Raw genomic sequence first — 17,712 nt, 5'->3', positions numbered from 1 at the left:
GTTTGCCGGTTTAGAACGCCAAACGGTAAGCCGCCCAGCAGGTGGCGTTTTCCCAGAGTTTTACCCGTAGTCTACCGGTGCCCGGCGGATTGATAGCCGCCGCGATTTTTTCGCAGATGATGCGGCTGAAGTGCTCGATACTGGGGTTTAAACCAGCAAACTCCGGCTTGTCGTTGAGCATTTGATCGCGAAAGCCGGTGACGATTTCATCCAAAGCAGCTTCGATGGCAACAATATCTACCAGATAGCCGTGCTGATCCAGTTCCTCGCCGTCGATACGCACTTCGGCGATGTAATGGTGGGCGTGGGGTTGGTTTTCGCTACCCCAATCGCCGCCGATTAAGTAATGGTTGGCGATAAAGTCTCGGCTGACGGCTACGCTGTACATATTGCTTTTCCTTGGGTTTTGGTGGCTATTTTTGTTACTGGCGGCCAATGCCTTGTTCGTTCTCTGGTACTAACATGTCATTTAGGCGAAGGTTAGACTAGGGTTTTATCCCCCCTCACCCCAGCCCTCTCCCGCGAAGAGAGGGGGCTAAATTCATGTAAAGCTATGGTCTATTAATAAATAAAAATGGCTTGTAAGACTTGTTCCGGCGCTTGATCCAGCAGTTTATAAACGTCTGCGGCTTGGTCGATGGGAATGCGATGACTGATCAGTGCTTGCGGCTTCACCTGCCGAATCATCCGCCAAGCCTGTTGAAAACGCCGGGTTTTATCCCAGCGCCCCGTCAATTCCGGCGCAATGCTGCTGACTTGGCTGCTGATGAATTTGATTCGATTGCGATGGGCCACCCCACCCAGTTGCACAGCAGCGGATTTGTTACCGTACCAACTGCCGATCACGATACGCCCGGAATAGCTGCATAACTCGATAGCCAGATTCAATGCCTCGGGCGAACCACTGACTTCAAAGATCAAATCGCAGCCGGAATTTGGGGTTGCCGACAAATCGACCGGCAATCGCAAAGTGTCTTTCAATTTCGCTATGTGGCTTTCTGACTTTGGATCGAAAGCGTGATGCACCCCCAGCCACTCAGCGTAATTGCGGCGTTTGCCGATTTCATCAAAAACCAGCAATTGCGCCAACGGAAAACGTGACAGCACGCTGGATAGCAACAAGCCAACGATGCCCTGCCCTAAAACGACCACCCGCTCCCCCAGCGCCGGACCACCGTCCAGCACCAGATTAACGGCTGTTTCCATGTTGGCTAAAAATACCGCCGCCTCGGCTTCGACATCATCAGGCAATACGATCAGTTGCTCTGCCGTGGCAATAAAATGGCTAGCGTGGGGCTGAAATGAAAACACGCGCTTATTTAGCCAGGCCGCATCCACGCCAACGCCTATCTGTTCAACGCGGCCGACACAGGCATAACCATATTGCAAGGGATAAGCGGTTTGCTGCTGCAAGGCCACCAGCGAGGCATCCAACGCAATATCGGTGGGTAATTGTCCCCGGTAAACCAGCATTTCCGTGCCGGCGCTGATCGCGGAGCAAACACTCTTCACCAATATTTGCCCAGGCTGCAACGGCGGCAAGCGCTGCTCGCGGATTTCCACCTCTCCGGGCTTGGTAAACCAAAGTTGTTGAGCGTTCACGCTAAGGCAGGCTCGAGATAATGCAAATTTCCCCACATGATCAAATCTTGTCCCAGCATCTGCGAATGTAGCGGTCGAATTTGCGGCAACTGGCTTTTACAGCCCAGGTCCAGGTTGCCGACGCCCTTGTAACCGCCGACCAAAGTCGGCGCAATGGTCAACACCAAGGCATCCGCCAATTGTGCTTTTAAAAAGGCGGTGATGACTTGACTGCCGCCTTCTACCATCAACGTGCGGATGCCTTTTTCCCAAAGTCGTTGCAGGGCTGCCGACAGGTCAACACGCCCATCGTCATCGCCGGCTAAAGTGATGATTTCGGCGTTGCCGCCGAATGTCCCGTCGGGTTTTAAACAGGTTAGCAGCCAGCAGTCTTTATCCTTGCGTTGGCAGAGGCGAGCGGTCGGCGGCGTGCGTAAACCGCTATCCAGCACGATGGGTTGCGGGTTGTGCCCATCCCATTCGCGCACCGTTAATTGCGGGTCATCGGTCAGCACCGTGCCGATACCAACCAGGATGCCGTCATGCAGACTACGGAGTTGGTGGGTCAAACGCCGCGACTCGGAACCGCTCAAGCCCAAGGTTTCACCGGCGCGCGTGGTAATGCTGCCATCCCAACTTTGCGCATAACTTAGCGTGACAAACGGCCGTTCCGCTGATTCGGAAAACGCTGTTTGGGCGATCAGCCAGCGCTCAATCTGCTGGTTCACAAGCATGTGCGGCTCTCTCGCTTACCCTGATAGCGGCAGGTTTAACCCACAATAGATGATCCATACGCCTAACTTTAGTCAGCAAATAGCCTTGATTGTCGGCATTAACCGCGGCTTCCAAAGGAATACGAGCTTTGACAAGCATGCCCTCGCTTTCCAAAGCTTGAATCTTTAACGGATTGTTGGTCATCAGGCGTATCGACTTGACACCCAGCTCCTCCAGAATGCGGACTGCCAACGAGTAATCTCGTTCATCGGCACCGTGGCCCAGCAACAAATTGGCGTCCACCGTGTCGTAACCTTGGTCTTGCAAGTTATAAGCGCGCATTTTTTGCAACAGGCCGATACCGCGGCCTTCCTGGCGCAGATAAACTAAAACGCCGGCACCCTGGCTGGCGATCAATTGCAACGAGCGATCCAGTTGTTCACCACAGTCGCAACGTCTGGAACCCAGCACATCGCCGGTAAAACATTCGGAGTGGATGCGCACCAAGACATTGTCGGCATCGCTGACGCTACCCATCACAAACGCCAGATGTTCTTTGTTATCCAGGGTGTTGCTGTAATAGCAGAGTTGAAAGTCGCCATACGCCGTGGGAATTCGGGTGCTGGCGAGTCGGGAAACGGTAGATTTGGACATGGTGTTCGATAAATGCTTAATTCCTTTCATAAATCAACTTGCGTGCCAGCTTTCAAGTGCTTGTTTGACATAGTATTTAGCAAATTAGCCATCGCTACACTGCTGCCTCACGCGCAGCAATTGTTGACTGCCTGTTGTTTAAACAACTACCAGAAAGCACAAGCCACACATTATTTTGCTTAAAAGCCTTTAGCAAATTGATCAAGGGTGGAAGTTACTCAAACGCTTAACTGCTTCATGCAAGGTCGCGTCATCCTTAGCAAAGCAAAATCGAATCAAACCCTCGCCGGCGGCGCTTTGATAAAAGGAACCGCCCGGAATGCTGGCGACACCGGTCTGTTCCAGAATAGCTAATGCGGCGGCTTTGGCGGTGGGATACCCAAAGTGGCCGATGTCGGCTAACACGTAGTAGGCGCCTTGCGGTACTAAGGGCGTCAAACCAGCCGCATGCAAGCCGGCGCAAATGATGTCGCGCTTGCGTTGATACTGCGCCCTGAGCTGCTGAAAATAGTCCGGCGGCGCCTGCAAACCGGCTGCCGCGCCGTATTGCAAAGGCGACGGTGCACAAACATAGAGTAAATCGTTAACCAAATTTATCGCCTGTGCCAATGCCGGTTCGGCGACCGCATAACCCAGCCGCCAACCGGTAATGCTAAAGGTTTTGGAAAAGCCCATGATACTGACCGTACGCTTGGCCAGATTGCCGACACTGGCCGGGGAAATATGCGGCACGCCGTCGTAGGTGATGTATTCGTAGATTTCGTCGGAAATAACCAGCAAATTGTGCTGCTCGGCTACTCGCTCGATGATTGCCAACTCGGCGGCACTGAAGAGTTTGCCGCTGGGATTACTGGGTGTGCAAACCACGATTGCCCGGGTATTGGGTTTTAGGGCGGCACGCAACGCCGCTTCGTCAAGCGCAAAAGTCGGCGGCGCCAAGGTTAAAAACTGCGGCTCCAGGCCGTTGAGCAAAATCGTGTTCAAATGGTAGCCGTAGTAAGGCTCCATCAGCAAAATGCCGTCGCCCGGGTTTAATAGCGCCGTCAAAGTAGCTGCAAATGCCCCCGTTGTGCCGCCGCTAATCACGATCTGACTGTCAGGATCGACGTCCAAACCATTGTCGCGCTTAAGCTTGGCGGCAATCGCCTGCCGTAATGGCGGCACACCTTCCGAGGCAGTGTAGGTATTGAGGCCGTCTTGAATAGCCTTTATCGCACCGTCCCGCACTAGGGCCGGTGCCGGCAAATCGCCTAAGCCCTGACCCAGATTGATCCCGCCGATGCGTTCGCACTCGCGGGTCATCAGACGTATATCGGACGGTTTAAGATTGGCAATCCGGTTAGCAGCGGGAAAAGTCATCGGCATATGTTGTAACAGTCGTTTAAAAAGAAGCGCCTTGACGGCGCTTGAGAGGGAGGAGAGCCCTGAATGAATTAAAACCGCCGAGTCCAACCAAATTGCAGCGAAAACTGGCTCATCGACAAATCGATGGATTGGCCCGGACTCAATGGATTTGGGCCGGTAATGGTTTTCTGCGGCGAATACATAAACGCAAAACTGAGTTCGTCTTGTTTGCTAAGCGCGTGACTTAAGCCGCCGGTCAAGTGCCATTCCTGCACCCCAGGCGCCAGAATATTGAACAGCACCTCGGAGCCTTCAATGGGTTGCTGCCCATAACTCAGGCCGCCGCGCCAAATCCAATCCGGGCTTTGCTGCCACTGCACCCCGGCTTTATAAATCGTCATATCGTTCCAGCCAAAATCTCGGCCGTCGGCGTGTCCCAGCAAATTGCCCTGAAAGGTGTTGCCGACCGATTTAATTTCACTGTAGCGGATATGCTCGACGTCAAAATTGGCGGTCAGCGCTTTGCTAACATCCCAGGACAATCCAACATTAAAGCTGTCCGGAATATCAAAACCACCGCCCTGGGCAAATAAGCCGGAGTAGCGTTCGAACTTGGACATATAGATGCGGCTTTTGTAAGACGCACCCAATCGCAAACCCGGCGTTAACTCGGCCAATCCGCCTACCCGGAAGCCGGCACCGAAAGAATAATCGCGTCCCTGATCCGATAAATGATCCGGTTCACTGGAAAAACCGAATTGACCGAATGTATTCAGGCCTCTGGCCTTGAAAGTCTGCGCCGCAAAAATCGGCGATATTCCGAGCGCATAACGGCCTTTAGCAAACGAATGCGCGTAGGTGCCGACGATAAACGCTTGCGCCATATCGATACCGGTGCGGCCAGCGCCGAACGTGCCGTTCGCGCCGGTAAATAAGCCATTACCGTTAACTAATGGTTTGTAATCGGTGTTCATCCCACCATTGCCGTACATCGCTACACCAAGGGTTTGCTCAGAATCCAATTTGTAACTCCAACCCAGGGTCGGCACCGGAAAATACTCGCTGTCGCTTTCGACCGACCCGGTCGCCAACATGCCGCCGCCGTTTACGCGGTATTCACGATGCGGACTGAATAATTCAAATTCCAAATCCAGACGATCACCCACATAGGCTAGGCCCGCCGGGTTTATCGCCGAGACAATCGCATCCTGCGCAAAACCGGTACTGGCCCCGGCCAAGGCTTTACTCCGGGCGCCGTAGCTGTGGGCAAAATAGCCGTTGGTGGCGTTCGCGGCGGGCACGCACACAGCCAACGCGGTAAAAGATCCCAACATGGCCCATGATATTTTTGCAAACGACATAAAAGGTTTCCCTGTGTGACAAGCTTAGGGAAATTCTATCCAGCGCCAGACTCTCTTTAAAAACGATATATTTCGATGTCTATTTCAGATATTGGCATAAAGACAAGATGCGTAAGACGCACTGCATGTTGTTTTTATCATCGGGCCCGACACGGCACACCGAGCTGATTCTGCATAAACACCTAAGCAGCAAACGTTGCTAGTTGAGCAGCATATCGCCCTTCCTATCAACATAAGCCATCCCCCTGGTTGCGCCGGGTTTGCGGCCTACCGTTAAACGGCACAGCTCTTGCTGAGCTCAGCTCCAATTGAAATCAATCAGCGCCGAAAATCCCAGTAGCGACACTGTCCAACCGGCCGGCATTAGCGGCAGACAGCCTAATTTGACCCTTACCGATCCATACACCTATTTCAAACCAACAGGAGTTAACATGTATAAATTGCTATACCGAACGGCCGGTTTAACCGCGCTTATTTTCACCGGCTGTAGTTCGCTGCAGCAAAACAGCATCCAATTAGCCAGCGATGCCGCGGGCGTCACGAACCTCAAATCCATCGAATTTAGCGGCACCGGCCGTTGGTACCAATTCGGTCAGGCGCCGAATCCCGACCTGCCCTGGCCGCCGTTTGCCGTCAAAAACTACACCGCCGACATCAATTACGAAACCGCCAGCGCCCGCGTGCAAATCAGCCGTTTGCAAGAGATAGAGCCGGGGCGGAATCGGCCGCAACCCACCGAGCAAAAGGTTGATCAATACGTCAGCGGCGCTTATGCCTGGAATATTGCCCCGCCTGCGGCCGGCGCCACCAGCGCTAACCCCGCCATCACCACGCAACCCACCGCTAGCGAAGAACGCGCCGCCGAAATCTGGGCCACGCCACAAGGATTTTTAAGAGCAGCGCAGAGCCATCAGGCCAAAACTGAAGACAAGGGCACCGATACCGAAGTCAGCTTTACTTTGGACGGCAAATACCGCTACCAGGGGACATTGAATGCCCGCCACCAATTAACCAAGGTCAAAACCTGGATTGACAATCCGGTGCTTGGCGACACCTTGCTGGAAACCCAATACAGCGACTACAAGGAATTTGACGGCGGCCTGTTTCCCAGCCACATCGTCCGTCTGCAAGGCGGCTATCCGGTATTGGATTTGCACGTCACCACGGTAAAAGCCAACCCGCCCGTAGACATTGCGGTACCTGCCGAAGCCGCCAAGAAACCAAACATAATCGTCGCTGCCAATAAACTTGCGGACGGCGTGTATTATTTGACCGGCGGTACTCACCATAGCGTGGCTATCGAGCAGCTAAACCATATCGTGCTGGTAGAAGCACCGCAAAACGAAGAACGCTCCTTGGCGCTGATCGAAAAACTCAAGGAGACCATCCCCAATAAACCGATCAAATACGTGATCAATACTCACGCGCACTTCGACCACAGCGGCGGCTTGCGCACCTTCGTCGATGCCGGCGCCACTATCGTCACCCATCAGCCCAATCAGGCTTATTACGAGAAAGTCTGGGCTGCACCGCATAGCATTAACCCCGACAATCTGGAGAAATCCAAAAAAGCGCCAAACTTCCTCAGCTTTGCCGGCAAACAGGTGATTTCTGACGGCAAACGTAATATCGAAATTCATGCTTTATCCGGGAATAGCCACAACGATGCCTTCGTTGCGGTGTATTTGCCCAAGGAAAAGATATTGATCGAGGCCGACGCCTACACGCCGCAATCTGCAAACTCGCCGGCGCCCACATCTGTGAACCCTTATTCGTTGAATCTGTATGAAAATGTTCAACGGCTTAAATTGGATGTTGGACAGATTGCTGCCTTGCACGGTCCGCGTGTGGTGACCTTAGGCGATCTGCGTAAAGCCATCGGCATCACCAAAGCTTCGCGATAAGCAGATCAACAATTGAGGCACCGGCTGAATGCCGGCGCCTCAATCTCAGCGCAAACAGGCCTGACTTAGAAATCCCAATAAACTTTCGATGCTGGCGAGCGCTGAGCGGGCGCCTCAGCAAAAAGTGGGTTCTGCCCCGCCATCAACACCCCACAGCCAATCGCTGCTGAATTTCAAGCAATCCCCCGCCGCAATCGCGGCTAGACCCTTTAAAACGCCACCTTCCCAAAGTTGGCATGTAGCGTGCTTTGTTAAATGCGTATTTTAATTAGCAATTTCACATTTATCCTCTCATCGTTCCAGTACTACGCATGACTGACCTAAAAACCAAGTCGGAGAAAACTCGCGAGCGATTGTTGAATGCCGCCGGCCGCATCTTTGCCGAAAAAGGCTATCAGGACGCGACCATCGCCGAGATTTGCGAGCAGGCCCAAGCCAATATTGCCTCGGTGAATTATCATTTTGGCGACAAGCAAACCCTATATCTGGAAGCTTGGCGGCATGCCTTCAACCAGGAATTGGGCCAGCATCCGCCCGACGGCGGCGTGTCTCGGCAGGCTCCGGTTGAGCAACGGCTGGCCGGCCGTATCAAATCGCTAATCCGCCGCCTGGCCGACGACGAATCTTATTCGTTTGCCATCATTCACAAGGAAATGGCGCAACCAACGCGCTTGCTGGCCGACATTCTGGAAAAGGAAATCAATCCGCAACGTCAGCAAATGTTTGGCTTGCTGCGCGAATGCCTGGGGCAGGACGCTAGCGAACAACAATTGCAATATTGCCACGCCAGCATCATGGGCCAATGCTTTCAATTGCTACGCCTGAAACAGATACAACAAGCCCGGCCGCAACGCGCCCTGCCCAGCGACATGAACGACATCGGCGCCTTCGCCGAGCACGTGGTGGACTTTTCGCTGGCCGGCATCCGTGCCATCCGCTCGCAAACCTTACCTAAGCGTATCCAAGCATGAACCCACAAATTTCCGATTTCCCCTCGTCGAGCAAGCGCCGGCCCTGGCTATGGACCGGCGCGCTATTAGTGGTGAGTCTGGCCGGCGCCGGCGTCTATTTTCAGCACAGCGAAGCCGCCCCGGATACTAAAGCCGAGCGCGGTGGCGGTAAAGGCCGGCGCTTTTTTGAACAACCAGATGCTCCTGCGGTCGTGGCTACCCAGTCCGCCAGCAGCGGCGATTTTCCGGTTTATCTGAACGCGCTCGGCACCGTCACCGCACTACGTACCGTGACCGTCAAGCCGCGAGTGGACGGCGAACTGGTGAACGTGGCGTTCAGCGAAGGGCAAATGGTCAAAGCTGGCGATCTGCTGGCAGAAATCGACCCGCGGCCGTTTCAGGTGCAATTACAACAAGCCCAAGGCCAGCTGACCCGCGACCAGGCCTTGTTGCAAAACGCCGAGTTGGACCGGAGCCGCTATCAAACCCTGCTGGAACAGGATTCGATTGCCGCCCAACAAACCGTCACCCAAGAATCGCAGGTCAAACAATATCGCGGCAATGTCGAGATGGATCAGGCCCTGGTCGATAGCGCCAAGTTGCAACTCGGTTACGCCAAGCTAACCGCGCCGATTTCCGGACGGGTGGGCTTACGGCAAGTGGACCAAGGCAATATCGTCAGGGCTAACGACGCCAACGGCCTCGTCGTCATCACTCAGTTACAACCGATCAGCGTGGTGTTCACGCTGCCCGAGGACAAATTGCCGGAGGTGGTGAAGCGCTATCGCAGCGGCCAGGTCATTAACATAGAGGCCTATGACAGAGGCGGCAAGCTGAAGCTGGCGGAAGGCAAGCTTACCGCGCTTGACAATCAAATCGACCCGACCACAGGCACCATTAAACTGAAAGCTCAATTCGACAATCTCGAACAAACCCTATTCGCCAATCAATTTGTTAACGTGCGCATGCATCTGGATACCTTGCACGGCGTCACGCAGATACCCAGCAGCGCCTTGCAGCACGATACCCAGGGTGCGTTTGTGTATGTGGTCGATGCCGAGAACATCGCCCATCTGCGCCGCGTGGCCCCCGGCCCCAGCGAAGGAGAAAAGGTGGCTATCGAACATAATCTGACGGCGGGCGAACAACTCATCCTTACCGGCATTGATCGGGTCAAGGATGGCGCGGTGGTGGATGTGGCCGAGAAAGATGGGCAAGCAGTCGCCGCCAAACCGGAATTGCAACCCAAGCCGGAAGACGAATCCGGCAGACGCCGGCGGCGCGGATAAGCCATGAGTCTCAGCGATCCGGGTAAGGCCGGCTTCAATCCTTCGCGCTTATTCATCCTGCGGCCGGTCGCCACCTCTTTGTTGATGGTGGCTTTGTTGCTGGTGGGCATACTGGCTTATCGGCTATTGCCGGTCTCGGCACTGCCGCAGGTCGATTATCCGACCATCCAGGTTACTACTCTGTATCCCGGCGCCAGTCCGGAAGTGATGACCTCCATCGTTACCGCACCGCTGGAACGCCAGTTCGGGCAAATGCCGGGCTTGACGCAAATGAGCTCCACCAGCTCGGGTGGCGCGTCGGTGATTACCTTGCAGTTTAACTTGCACTTGGACCTGGACGTTGCCGAGCAAACCGTGCAAGCCGCGATCAACGCCGCCGCCAACTTTTTACCCGACGATTTGCCGCAAGCGCCAATTTATAGCAAGGTCAATCCGGCCGATACGCCGATCATGACCCTGGCGGTCAGCGCCAAATCGCTGCCTTTATTTAAGGTAGAGGATTTGGTCGATACCCGGCTGGCGCAAAAAATCGCCCAATTGCCCGGCGTCGGCATGGTCAGCATCAGCGGCGGCCAAAGGCCGGCGGTGCGGATCCAGGCCAACCACAAAGCGCTGGCCGCTTACGGCATCAGCCTGGAAGACCTGCGCAGCGCGATTGCCGCCGCCAACGTCAACCAACCCAAGGGCTCGATCAACGGCCCGACCCGCGCCGCGACGATAGACAGCAACGATCAATTGCGTTCGCCGGCCGAATACCGCGAGTTGGTGGTGGCTTACAAAAATGCCGCGCCGGTCAAACTGGCGGACGTCGCCGAAGTTGTCGATGGCGCCGAGAACGTGCGTCTGGCCGCCTGGGCCAACGACAACGCGGCGGTCATCGTCAACATCCAGCGTCAGCCCGGCGCCAATGTGATCGAAGTGGTGGATAGCATCCAAGAATTGCTGCCCAAACTGCAAGCCTCGCTACCGCCCGGCATAGACGTCAAAGCATTAACCGACCGCACCGTCACCATTCGCGCCTCGGTGCATGATGTGCAATTCGAGCTATTGCTGGCGGTGGCGCTGGTAGTGATGGTGATATTCCTATTTCTGCGCAACATTCCAGCGACCATCATCCCCGGCGTCGCGGTGCCGCTGTCTTTAGTGGGCACCTTTGCGGCCATGTATCTGGCCGATTTCAGTATCAACAATTTAACTCTGATGGCCTTGACCATCGCCACCGGCTTTGTAGTGGACGACGCCATCGTGGTCATCGAAAACATTTCACGCTATATCGAACGTGGCGAAGCGCCGTTGCAGGCGGCATTGAAAGGTTCGGCGCAGATTGGCTTTACCATTATCTCGCTGACTTTTTCGCTGGTGGCGGTATTGATTCCGCTGCTATTCATGTCCGACGTGGTGGGCCGGTTGTTTCGGGAATTTGCGATTACGCTGGCGGTAGCGATCCTGATTTCGGCGGTAGTATCGTTGACCCTGACACCGATGATGTGCGCGAAACTGCTGCGCCCCGGCGCCGGCAACCATAACGAAGACGAAATCGGCGATGACTGGTTCGGCCGCTTGATCAAGGTCTATGGCCGTAGCCTGAGCTGGGTGATGCAACGGCAAACGGCGAACTTGCTGGTGTTTTTCGCCACCGTGGCTTTGACTGCGGCGATGTACGTGTGGATACCGAAAGGCTTTTTCCCCAGTCAAGACACCGGCATCATTCAAGGATTTTCCGAAGCGCCGCAAAACGTCTCTTTTCCGGCCATGGCCGAGCAACAGCAAAAACTGGCCAAGCTGATATTGGAAGATCCGGCCGTGGAAAATCTGTCCTCGTTTATCGGTGTCGATGGCGTCAACGCCACGCCCAATAGCGGCCGGTTTTTGATCAATTTAAAACCGCACGATGAACGGCCATCGGCTAACGCGATTATCGCCCGTTTGAAAAGCCGTCTGGCCGAATCGCCCGGCAGCGTGTTGTATCTGCAACCGGTGCAGGATTTAACGATGGAAAACCGGGTCAGCCGCACCCAATATCAATTTACCCTGGAAGGCGCCGACATCGACGATTTGAACCGCTGGACCGGCAAGCTGGTGGAAGCCTTGCAAGGCCGGCCTGAATTTGCCGACGTGGTCGGCGACGTGCAGGACCAGGGTCGCCAAGTGTTTGTGAAGATCGACCGCGCCACCGCCAGCCGGCTGGGTGTCAGTACCGCAGCTGTGGACAACGCCTTATACAGTGCCTACGGTCAACGCCTGGTCTCGACCATTTTCACCCAGGCCAATCAGTACCGGGTGGTATTGGAAGTCGATCCGGCCGAGCAGACCGGTCCGCAAGCTTTAAACGAATTGCGCATACCCTCCACCAACGGCACGCAAGTGCCGTTGTCGGCTATCGCCGAACTGTCGGAACGGCCGACCACGCTGGCGATCAGCCATCTGGACCAGTTCCCGGTGACGACCGTGTCCTTCAATCTGGCACCCGGTTATGCGCTGGGTGATGCGGTCGCCGCCGTCGATGCCGCTAAAAGCGAGATCGAATTGCCGCTAGCCATCCGCAGCGAATACCAGGGCGCCGCGCAAGCCTTTAAGGCTTCTCTAGGCAATACGCTGTGGCTAATCCTGGCTGCCATCGTCACGGTGTATATCGTGCTGGGCGTGCTGTACGAAAGCTATATCCATCCGATCACGATCTTGTCCACCCTGCCCTCGGCCGGCGTTGGCGCGTTGTTGGCGCTACAAGTCTCCGGCGGCGACCTGGGCATCATCGGCATCATCGGCATCATTTTGTTGATCGGCATCGTCAAGAAGAACGCCATCATGATGATAGACTTTGCGCTGGAAGCCGAACGCAAGCGACATCTGCCGCCCGAGCAGGCCATTTTTCAGGCTTGTTTGTTACGCTTTCGGCCGATTCTGATGACCACATTGGCTGCGCTATTGGGTGCGCTGCCGTTGATGTTGGGTAGCGGCGTCGGCTCCGAGTTGCGCCATCCGCTGGGTATCACGATGGTTGGCGGCTTGCTGCTTAGCCAATTGTTGACGCTGTACACCACACCGGTGATTTATCTGGCCATGGACAGGTTGGCGCGGCGGGTTAACGCCGGTCTGGGGCTGAATCAATTGGAACAAGCGGCAGAGGACCCAAGCCAACCATGAACCTGTCCGAATTATTCATCCGCCGCCCGGTCGCCACTACCTTATTGACCATAGCCATTGCCTTATGCGGCGTGCTGGCGTTTTTAAATCTACCCATTTCTTCGCTGCCGCAAGTGGACTTCCCCACCGTATCGGTGCAGGCGCAAATACCCGGCGCCAGCGCGGAAACCATGGCCGCAACCGTTGCCACGCCGCTGGAACGCGCACTGGGCCGGATCGCCGGGGTTACGGAAATGACCTCCAGCAGTTCCCAAGGCTCTACGCAGATTACCTTGCAATTTGATCTTAACCGCGACATCGACGGCGCCTGCCGCGACGTGCAGGCCGCGATCAACGCCGCCGCCAGCATGCTGCCCAGCAATATGCCAAATCGGCCCAGCTACCGGCGCGACAACCCGTCGGACTCGCCGATTCTGATTCTGGCGCTGACCTCGGACAGTTTCACGCGCGGTCAAATGTACGATTCCGCCTCGACGATTTTGCTGCAAAAAATTTCGCAAATCCCCGGCATCGGCCAAGTGCAGATCGGCGGCGCGGCGCTGCCGGCGGTGCGCGTGGAACTCAATCCCAACGCCCTGAGCAAATACGGCATTGGCCTGGAAGACGTGCGCAACACCATCGCCCAAACCAATGTCACCCGACCTAAGGGCGTACTGGAAAGCGCTAACACCCGCTGGCAGATTCAAGCCAACGACCAAGCCCGCAAGGCCGAGGAATATCTGCCGTTGATCGTCGCATATCGTAATGGCGCGCCGGTGACGATTGCCGACTTGGGCGAAGCAGTCGATTCCGTGGAGGATTTGCGCAATACCGGCTCAAAGAACGGCAAGCCCTCGGTGCTGTTGATCATCCGCAAACAACCCTTGGCCAACGTCATTCAGACCGTCGATCAGGTGCTGGCGGTAATGCCAGCTTTGCGGGCGGCCTTGCCCAGTAATATAGAACTTTCGGTGGTTGTAGATAGATCCTTATCTATCCGTGCATCCATTACAGAAGTCGAGCACGGCTTGTTCGTCGCGGTGGTACTGGTAATTCTGGTGGTGCTGGTGTTCCTGCGCAATCCACGCTCGGCGGCGGTACCCATCGTCGCGGTGCCGGCCTCCCTGCTGGGCTCTTGTGCGGTGATGTATTTCTGCGGCTTCAGTATCAACAACCTGACATTGATGGCCTTGACCATTTCCACCGGTTTTGTGGTGGACGATGCGATCGTGGTGGTGGAAAACACCAACCGGCATATCGAGGAAGGCGTCGCGCCATTCCGCGCAGCGCTGTTGGCTGCCAAGGAAGTGGGTTTCACTGTGTTGGCGATGAGCGTGTCGCTGGTGGCAGTGTTCCTGCCGATTTTGTTAATGGGCGGCGTGCCTGGCCGACTGTTTCGGGAATTCGCGGTGACCTTGTCGGCAGCCGTGCTGGTTTCACTGGTAATCTCCCTGACTACCACCCCGATGCTGTGCGCCCGCTGGCTGGGTAAGGAATCCAAAGAGCATGGCGCGGTGTATCACGGCATAGGCACGGCATTCGATTGGATACAAGACATCTACCGGATCAGCCTGAGCTGGGCCTTGCGCCACGGCCGCATCATGCTGAGCTTGTTGCTGGCGACCATCGCTTTAAACGTTTATTTGTACGGCGCTATCGACAAAGGCTTCTTTCCGACCCAGGACGGCGGCCGCTTGCTGGGCGAGATTCAAACCGATCAAAACACTTCGTTCCAAATCTTGCAAAAGCAGTTCGCACAAATCTCCGATATTTTGCAAAAAGATCCGGCGGTCGCTAATGTCGCGGGCTTTGCCGGCAGTTCGCAAAGCAGCAACAGCGCAAGGATTTTCGTTACCTTAATTCCGCACGAACAGCGCGACGGCGTCGAGGTGGTGATGGAGCGCTTGCGCAAGGCCGCGGGCCGGGTGCCCGGCGCCAGTTTGCATATGTTTCCGGCCCAGGAGCTGCGGATTGGCGGACGCATGTCGTTTGGGATGCTGGATTACACTTTGCAGGCCGACGATCTGAATTTGTTGCGGGAATGGACGCCCAAGGTACAAGCCGCCTTGGCCCGGCTGCCGGAATTGAGCGATGTCAGCACCAGCCAGCAGGACAAGGGCGAACAAATCGGCCTGACCGTCAACCGCGATCTGGCCGCGCGTTACGGCGTCAGTGAGGCCTTGATCGACGACAGCCTGAACAGCGCCTTCGGGCAACGCCAGGTGTCGGTGATTTACAATCCGTTGAATCAATACCGGGTGGTGATGGAACTGGCACCGCAGTACTGGCAATCGCCGGATAGCCTGAAACAACTGTATATCAGTGCGCCAGGCCGAACCGGCACCGACGGCATGCTGGCACAGCCCAAGCAAGTGCCGTTGTCGGCCTTGGCCGGCTTCGCGCCGAGCAATGCGCCGCTATCGGTGCATCATCAAGGCCAGTTTGCCGTGACCGAATTGTCGTTTAATTTAAAACCGGGCATTTCAATGTCCACGGCCGATGCCGCTATTAACCAGGCCTTGCGCGACATTGGCCTGCCGGCTGCCATTACCGGCAGTTTTCAAGGCTCGGGCAAGGCGTTTCAGGAAGCCTTGCGCAGCCAGCCCTGGCTGGTTTTGGCCGCGTTGATCAGCATTTACATCGTGCTGGGCGTACTCTACGAAAGCCTGATACATCCCTTGACGATACTATCCACCCTGCCCTCGGCCGGTGTCGGCGCCTTGCTGGCTTTGATGGCTTGCGACAAGGAATTCAGCATCATCGCGCTGATCGGGGTGATTTTGCTGATCGGCATCGTCAAGAAAAATGCGATCATGATGATAGACTTTGCGTTGCTGGCCGAACGCGAGCGCGGTCTGGATTCGCGGGAAGCGATTTTTCAGGCCTGCATGCTGCGCTTCAGACCCATCCTGATGACCACGCTGGCCGCGCTATTTGGCGCCCTGCCGCTGGCTTTGGGCAGCGGTTACGGTGCGGAATTGCGCCAGCGGCTGGGGATTTCCATCGTGGGCGGCCTGATTTTCAGCCAGCTTTTAACTTTGTACACGACGCCGGTCGTTTATTTGTACCTCGACCGATTCCGGCTGTGGCTGCACGGCCGTTTTTCCAACCGCGCCGCCAGCCCGGCGCCACATTCCACCTAAACCGATTGTCATGCGTTTAAGAATAAACCCAGCTTTGCTTGCTTCCTTACTGACCTTGCCGTTGGCTGCCTGCACGGTAGGCCCGGATTATGTCCGTCCGCAAGCCAATGTATCCGAGGAATTTAAAGAAATGAAAGGCTGGAAACAGGCCCAACCGCGTGATACCGGTTTGCCCGGCAAATGGTGGGAGATTTTTAACGATCCCAAACTGAACGAATTGGAAGAACAGGTTGCCGCCGCCAACCAGTCCATCATCCAAGCCGAAGCCCAATATCGGCAAGCCCAGCATCTGGTGCAGTCGGTGCAATCGTCGTTGCTACCGGTGGCGACATTGACCGGCACCTTCAACCGCTTCCGCGCCGCCACCGGCCAAAACGTCGCGGTGGGCGGGGTGCGCAACCTGTTTGGTCAGGCGGTCGGCGTGGCTTGGGAGCCGGATTTATGGGGCAGCGTACGCCGCCAGGTGGAAGCGAATACCAGCAACGCCCAGGCCAGCGCCGCGACCTTGCACGCTTTGATACTATCTAGCCAATCGGCGTTAGCGGACAGTTACTTTCAAATGAAAACACTGGACGCCCAGAAAGCCTTATTAGACGAAACGGTAACGGCGTTTGCGAAAACCCTGGAAATCACCAAAAACCGCTATGCCGTGGGCGTGGTGGCCAAGGCCGATGTGGTACAGGCGGAAACCCAATTGGAAACCGTGCGCGCTCAGTCCATCGACTTGGGCGTGCAGCGCGCCAAGCTGGAACATGCCATCGCGGTGCTGATCGGCAAAACCCCTGCCGAGTTGTCGCTGGCGCCGGCACCTTTAACCGCGCAACCGCCGGGCATTCCGGTCAGCCTGCCGTCGGAATTGCTGGAACGCCGCCCGGACATCGCCGCCGCAGAACGTAAAATCGCCGCCGCCAACGCCCAAATCGGTGTCGCCAAAGCCGCTTACTACCCTACTTTGAATCTGGCCTCGACTAACGGTTTTCAGTCGCCGACTGCCGACACCTTGTTCACGATGGCCCGCCGCTATTGGTCCTTGGGGCCGGCCGGCTTGGCCTTGACCTTGTTCGACGGCGGTGCCAAAAATGCCCAGTATAAACAGGCGATAGACGCCTACGATGCCAGCGTCGCCGCCTATCGGCAAACCGTGCTGACCGGCTTTCAAGAGGTGGAAGATAACCTGGCCGCGCTGCGTATCCTGGATGAAGAAACCCAAGTGCAAGACAAAGCCGTCGCCGCTGCGAAACAGGCCTTGGCCTTGACCAACAATCAATATCAAGCCGGCACAGTTAGCTACATCAACGTGATAACGGCGCAAACCGCGGCGCTATCCAATCAACAAACCGCTGTGCAATTGCTCGGGCAGCGTTTGTCGGCGTCCGTGTTATTGGTCAAAGCGCTGGGCGGCGGCTGGAATGAAACCTTGGTTCCCACTGAAGATGAAGCTGATGGCGACCGCAAATGGACCGACTATTTGATTTTGCCGCTGGTGGATTAATTATCAACCCGGCCTTATTTAACACTAATACACCGTTATTCCAGAGTTGTCCGTCAAAGGACGAACGGTGATTAAGGGCCGGGTTAATCACGAGATTTATTGAATTACTTCCAACATTCGTCCGTAAACAACCGTCGTGGCATCGTTTGCTTTGCTG

Annotated in this window: 12 protein-coding genes; 6 read left to right on the top strand and 6 right to left on the bottom strand. The window is 55.8% G+C overall.

Annotated elements, in window-relative coordinates; translation table 11 throughout:
• Positions 1-10: 10 nt before the first annotated feature.
• The 6 genes from ACWAU0_RS17060 to ACWAU0_RS17035 form a co-directional block, all read right to left on the bottom strand.
• Entirely contained in the window at positions 11-388 is a 378-nt protein-coding gene (locus ACWAU0_RS17060; protein WP_458137369.1) for a 6-pyruvoyl trahydropterin synthase family protein, read from the bottom strand.
• Between the two features lie 173 nt (positions 389-561).
• A complete protein-coding gene (locus tag ACWAU0_RS17055; protein ID WP_458137368.1) occupies positions 562-1,602 on the bottom strand; it encodes a zinc-dependent alcohol dehydrogenase in 1,041 nt (346 codons plus the stop codon).
• Positions 1,599-2,315 (bottom strand): RibD family protein, encoded by a 717-nt coding sequence (locus ACWAU0_RS17050; RefSeq protein WP_458137367.1) that lies wholly within the window; start codon positions 2,313-2,315, stop codon positions 1,599-1,601. Before ACWAU0_RS17050 ends, ACWAU0_RS17055 begins: the two co-directional genes overlap by 4 nt.
• Positions 2,293-2,949, bottom strand: coding sequence for a GTP cyclohydrolase II (ribA, locus tag ACWAU0_RS17045; protein ID WP_084153270.1), 657 nt, complete (start codon positions 2,947-2,949; stop codon positions 2,293-2,295). Before ribA ends, ACWAU0_RS17050 begins: the two co-directional genes overlap by 23 nt.
• A gap of 201 nt (positions 2,950-3,150) precedes the next feature.
• Complete coding sequence (locus ACWAU0_RS17040; RefSeq protein WP_033156475.1) at positions 3,151-4,308, bottom strand: pyridoxal phosphate-dependent aminotransferase; 1,158 nt, start codon at positions 4,306-4,308, stop codon at positions 3,151-3,153.
• 74 nt (positions 4,309-4,382) lie between these two features.
• The gene (locus tag ACWAU0_RS17035) at positions 4,383-5,654 is read right to left on the bottom strand and encodes an OmpP1/FadL family transporter (RefSeq protein ID WP_523070813.1); all 1,272 of its coding nucleotides are present in this window, start codon (positions 5,652-5,654) and stop codon (positions 4,383-4,385) included.
• Between the two features lie 431 nt (positions 5,655-6,085).
• On the opposite strand from ACWAU0_RS17035, the gene ACWAU0_RS17030 reads away from it, so the two are divergent.
• The 6 genes from ACWAU0_RS17030 (at position 6,086) to ACWAU0_RS17005 (ending at position 17,555) form a co-directional block, all read left to right on the top strand.
• Positions 6,086-7,558, top strand: a complete 1,473-nt coding sequence (locus tag ACWAU0_RS17030; RefSeq protein ID WP_458137365.1) for an MBL fold metallo-hydrolase — start codon at positions 6,086-6,088, stop codon at positions 7,556-7,558.
• A 311-nt stretch (positions 7,559-7,869) separates the two neighbouring features.
• Complete coding sequence (locus tag ACWAU0_RS17025; RefSeq protein ID WP_319961440.1) at positions 7,870-8,529, top strand: TetR/AcrR family transcriptional regulator; 660 nt, start codon at positions 7,870-7,872, stop codon at positions 8,527-8,529.
• Positions 8,526-9,797: an MdtA/MuxA family multidrug efflux RND transporter periplasmic adaptor subunit gene (locus ACWAU0_RS17020; protein ID WP_319961441.1), complete on the top strand. Its 1,272-nt coding sequence runs from the start codon at positions 8,526-8,528 to the stop codon at positions 9,795-9,797. Before ACWAU0_RS17025 ends, ACWAU0_RS17020 begins: the two co-directional genes overlap by 4 nt.
• A gap of 3 nt (positions 9,798-9,800) precedes the next feature.
• A complete protein-coding gene (locus ACWAU0_RS17015) occupies positions 9,801-12,941 on the top strand; it encodes an MdtB/MuxB family multidrug efflux RND transporter permease subunit (RefSeq protein WP_458137364.1) in 3,141 nt (1,046 codons plus the stop codon).
• A complete protein-coding gene (locus ACWAU0_RS17010; protein ID WP_458137363.1) occupies positions 12,938-16,063 on the top strand; it encodes an efflux RND transporter permease subunit in 3,126 nt (1,041 codons plus the stop codon). Before ACWAU0_RS17015 ends, ACWAU0_RS17010 begins: the two co-directional genes overlap by 4 nt.
• A 10-nt stretch (positions 16,064-16,073) precedes the next feature.
• Positions 16,074-17,555 carry an efflux transporter outer membrane subunit gene (locus tag ACWAU0_RS17005; RefSeq protein WP_458137362.1) on the top strand — a complete coding sequence of 494 codons (1,482 nt, stop codon included), beginning with the start codon at positions 16,074-16,076 and terminating at the stop codon, positions 17,553-17,555.
• Positions 17,556-17,712 lie beyond the last annotated feature (157 nt).

It is taken from the genome of Methylomonas sp. Uni0009 (assembly GCF_054188105.3).
The sequence above is the reverse complement of the archived record's forward strand: the minus strand, read 5'-3'. Positions and strand labels throughout refer to the sequence as shown.

Bases quoted from the DNA above. Each gene is read 5' to 3' on its own strand.
- ACWAU0_RS17005 (WP_458137362.1), top strand. From the start codon at position 16,074: ATGCGTTTAAGAATAAACCCAGCTTTGCTTGCTTCCTTACTGACCTTG.
- ribA (WP_084153270.1), bottom strand. From the start codon at position 2,949: ATGTCCAAATCTACCGTTTCCCGACTCGCCAGCACCCGAATTCCCACG.
- ACWAU0_RS17050 (WP_458137367.1), bottom strand. From the start codon at position 2,315: ATGCTTGTGAACCAGCAGATTGAGCGCTGGCTGATCGCCCAAACAGCG.
- ACWAU0_RS17040 (WP_033156475.1), bottom strand. From the start codon at position 4,308: ATGACTTTTCCCGCTGCTAACCGGATTGCCAATCTTAAACCGTCCGAT.
- ACWAU0_RS17015 (WP_458137364.1), top strand. From the start codon at position 9,801: ATGAGTCTCAGCGATCCGGGTAAGGCCGGCTTCAATCCTTCGCGCTTA.
- ACWAU0_RS17020 (WP_319961441.1), top strand. From the start codon at position 8,526: ATGAACCCACAAATTTCCGATTTCCCCTCGTCGAGCAAGCGCCGGCCC.
- ACWAU0_RS17035 (WP_523070813.1), bottom strand. From the start codon at position 5,654: ATGTCGTTTGCAAAAATATCATGGGCCATGTTGGGATCTTTTACCGCG.
- ACWAU0_RS17010 (WP_458137363.1), top strand. From the start codon at position 12,938: ATGAACCTGTCCGAATTATTCATCCGCCGCCCGGTCGCCACTACCTTA.
- ACWAU0_RS17025 (WP_319961440.1), top strand. From the start codon at position 7,870: ATGACTGACCTAAAAACCAAGTCGGAGAAAACTCGCGAGCGATTGTTG.
- ACWAU0_RS17060 (WP_458137369.1), bottom strand. From the start codon at position 388: ATGTACAGCGTAGCCGTCAGCCGAGACTTTATCGCCAACCATTACTTA.
- ACWAU0_RS17030 (WP_458137365.1), top strand. From the start codon at position 6,086: ATGTATAAATTGCTATACCGAACGGCCGGTTTAACCGCGCTTATTTTC.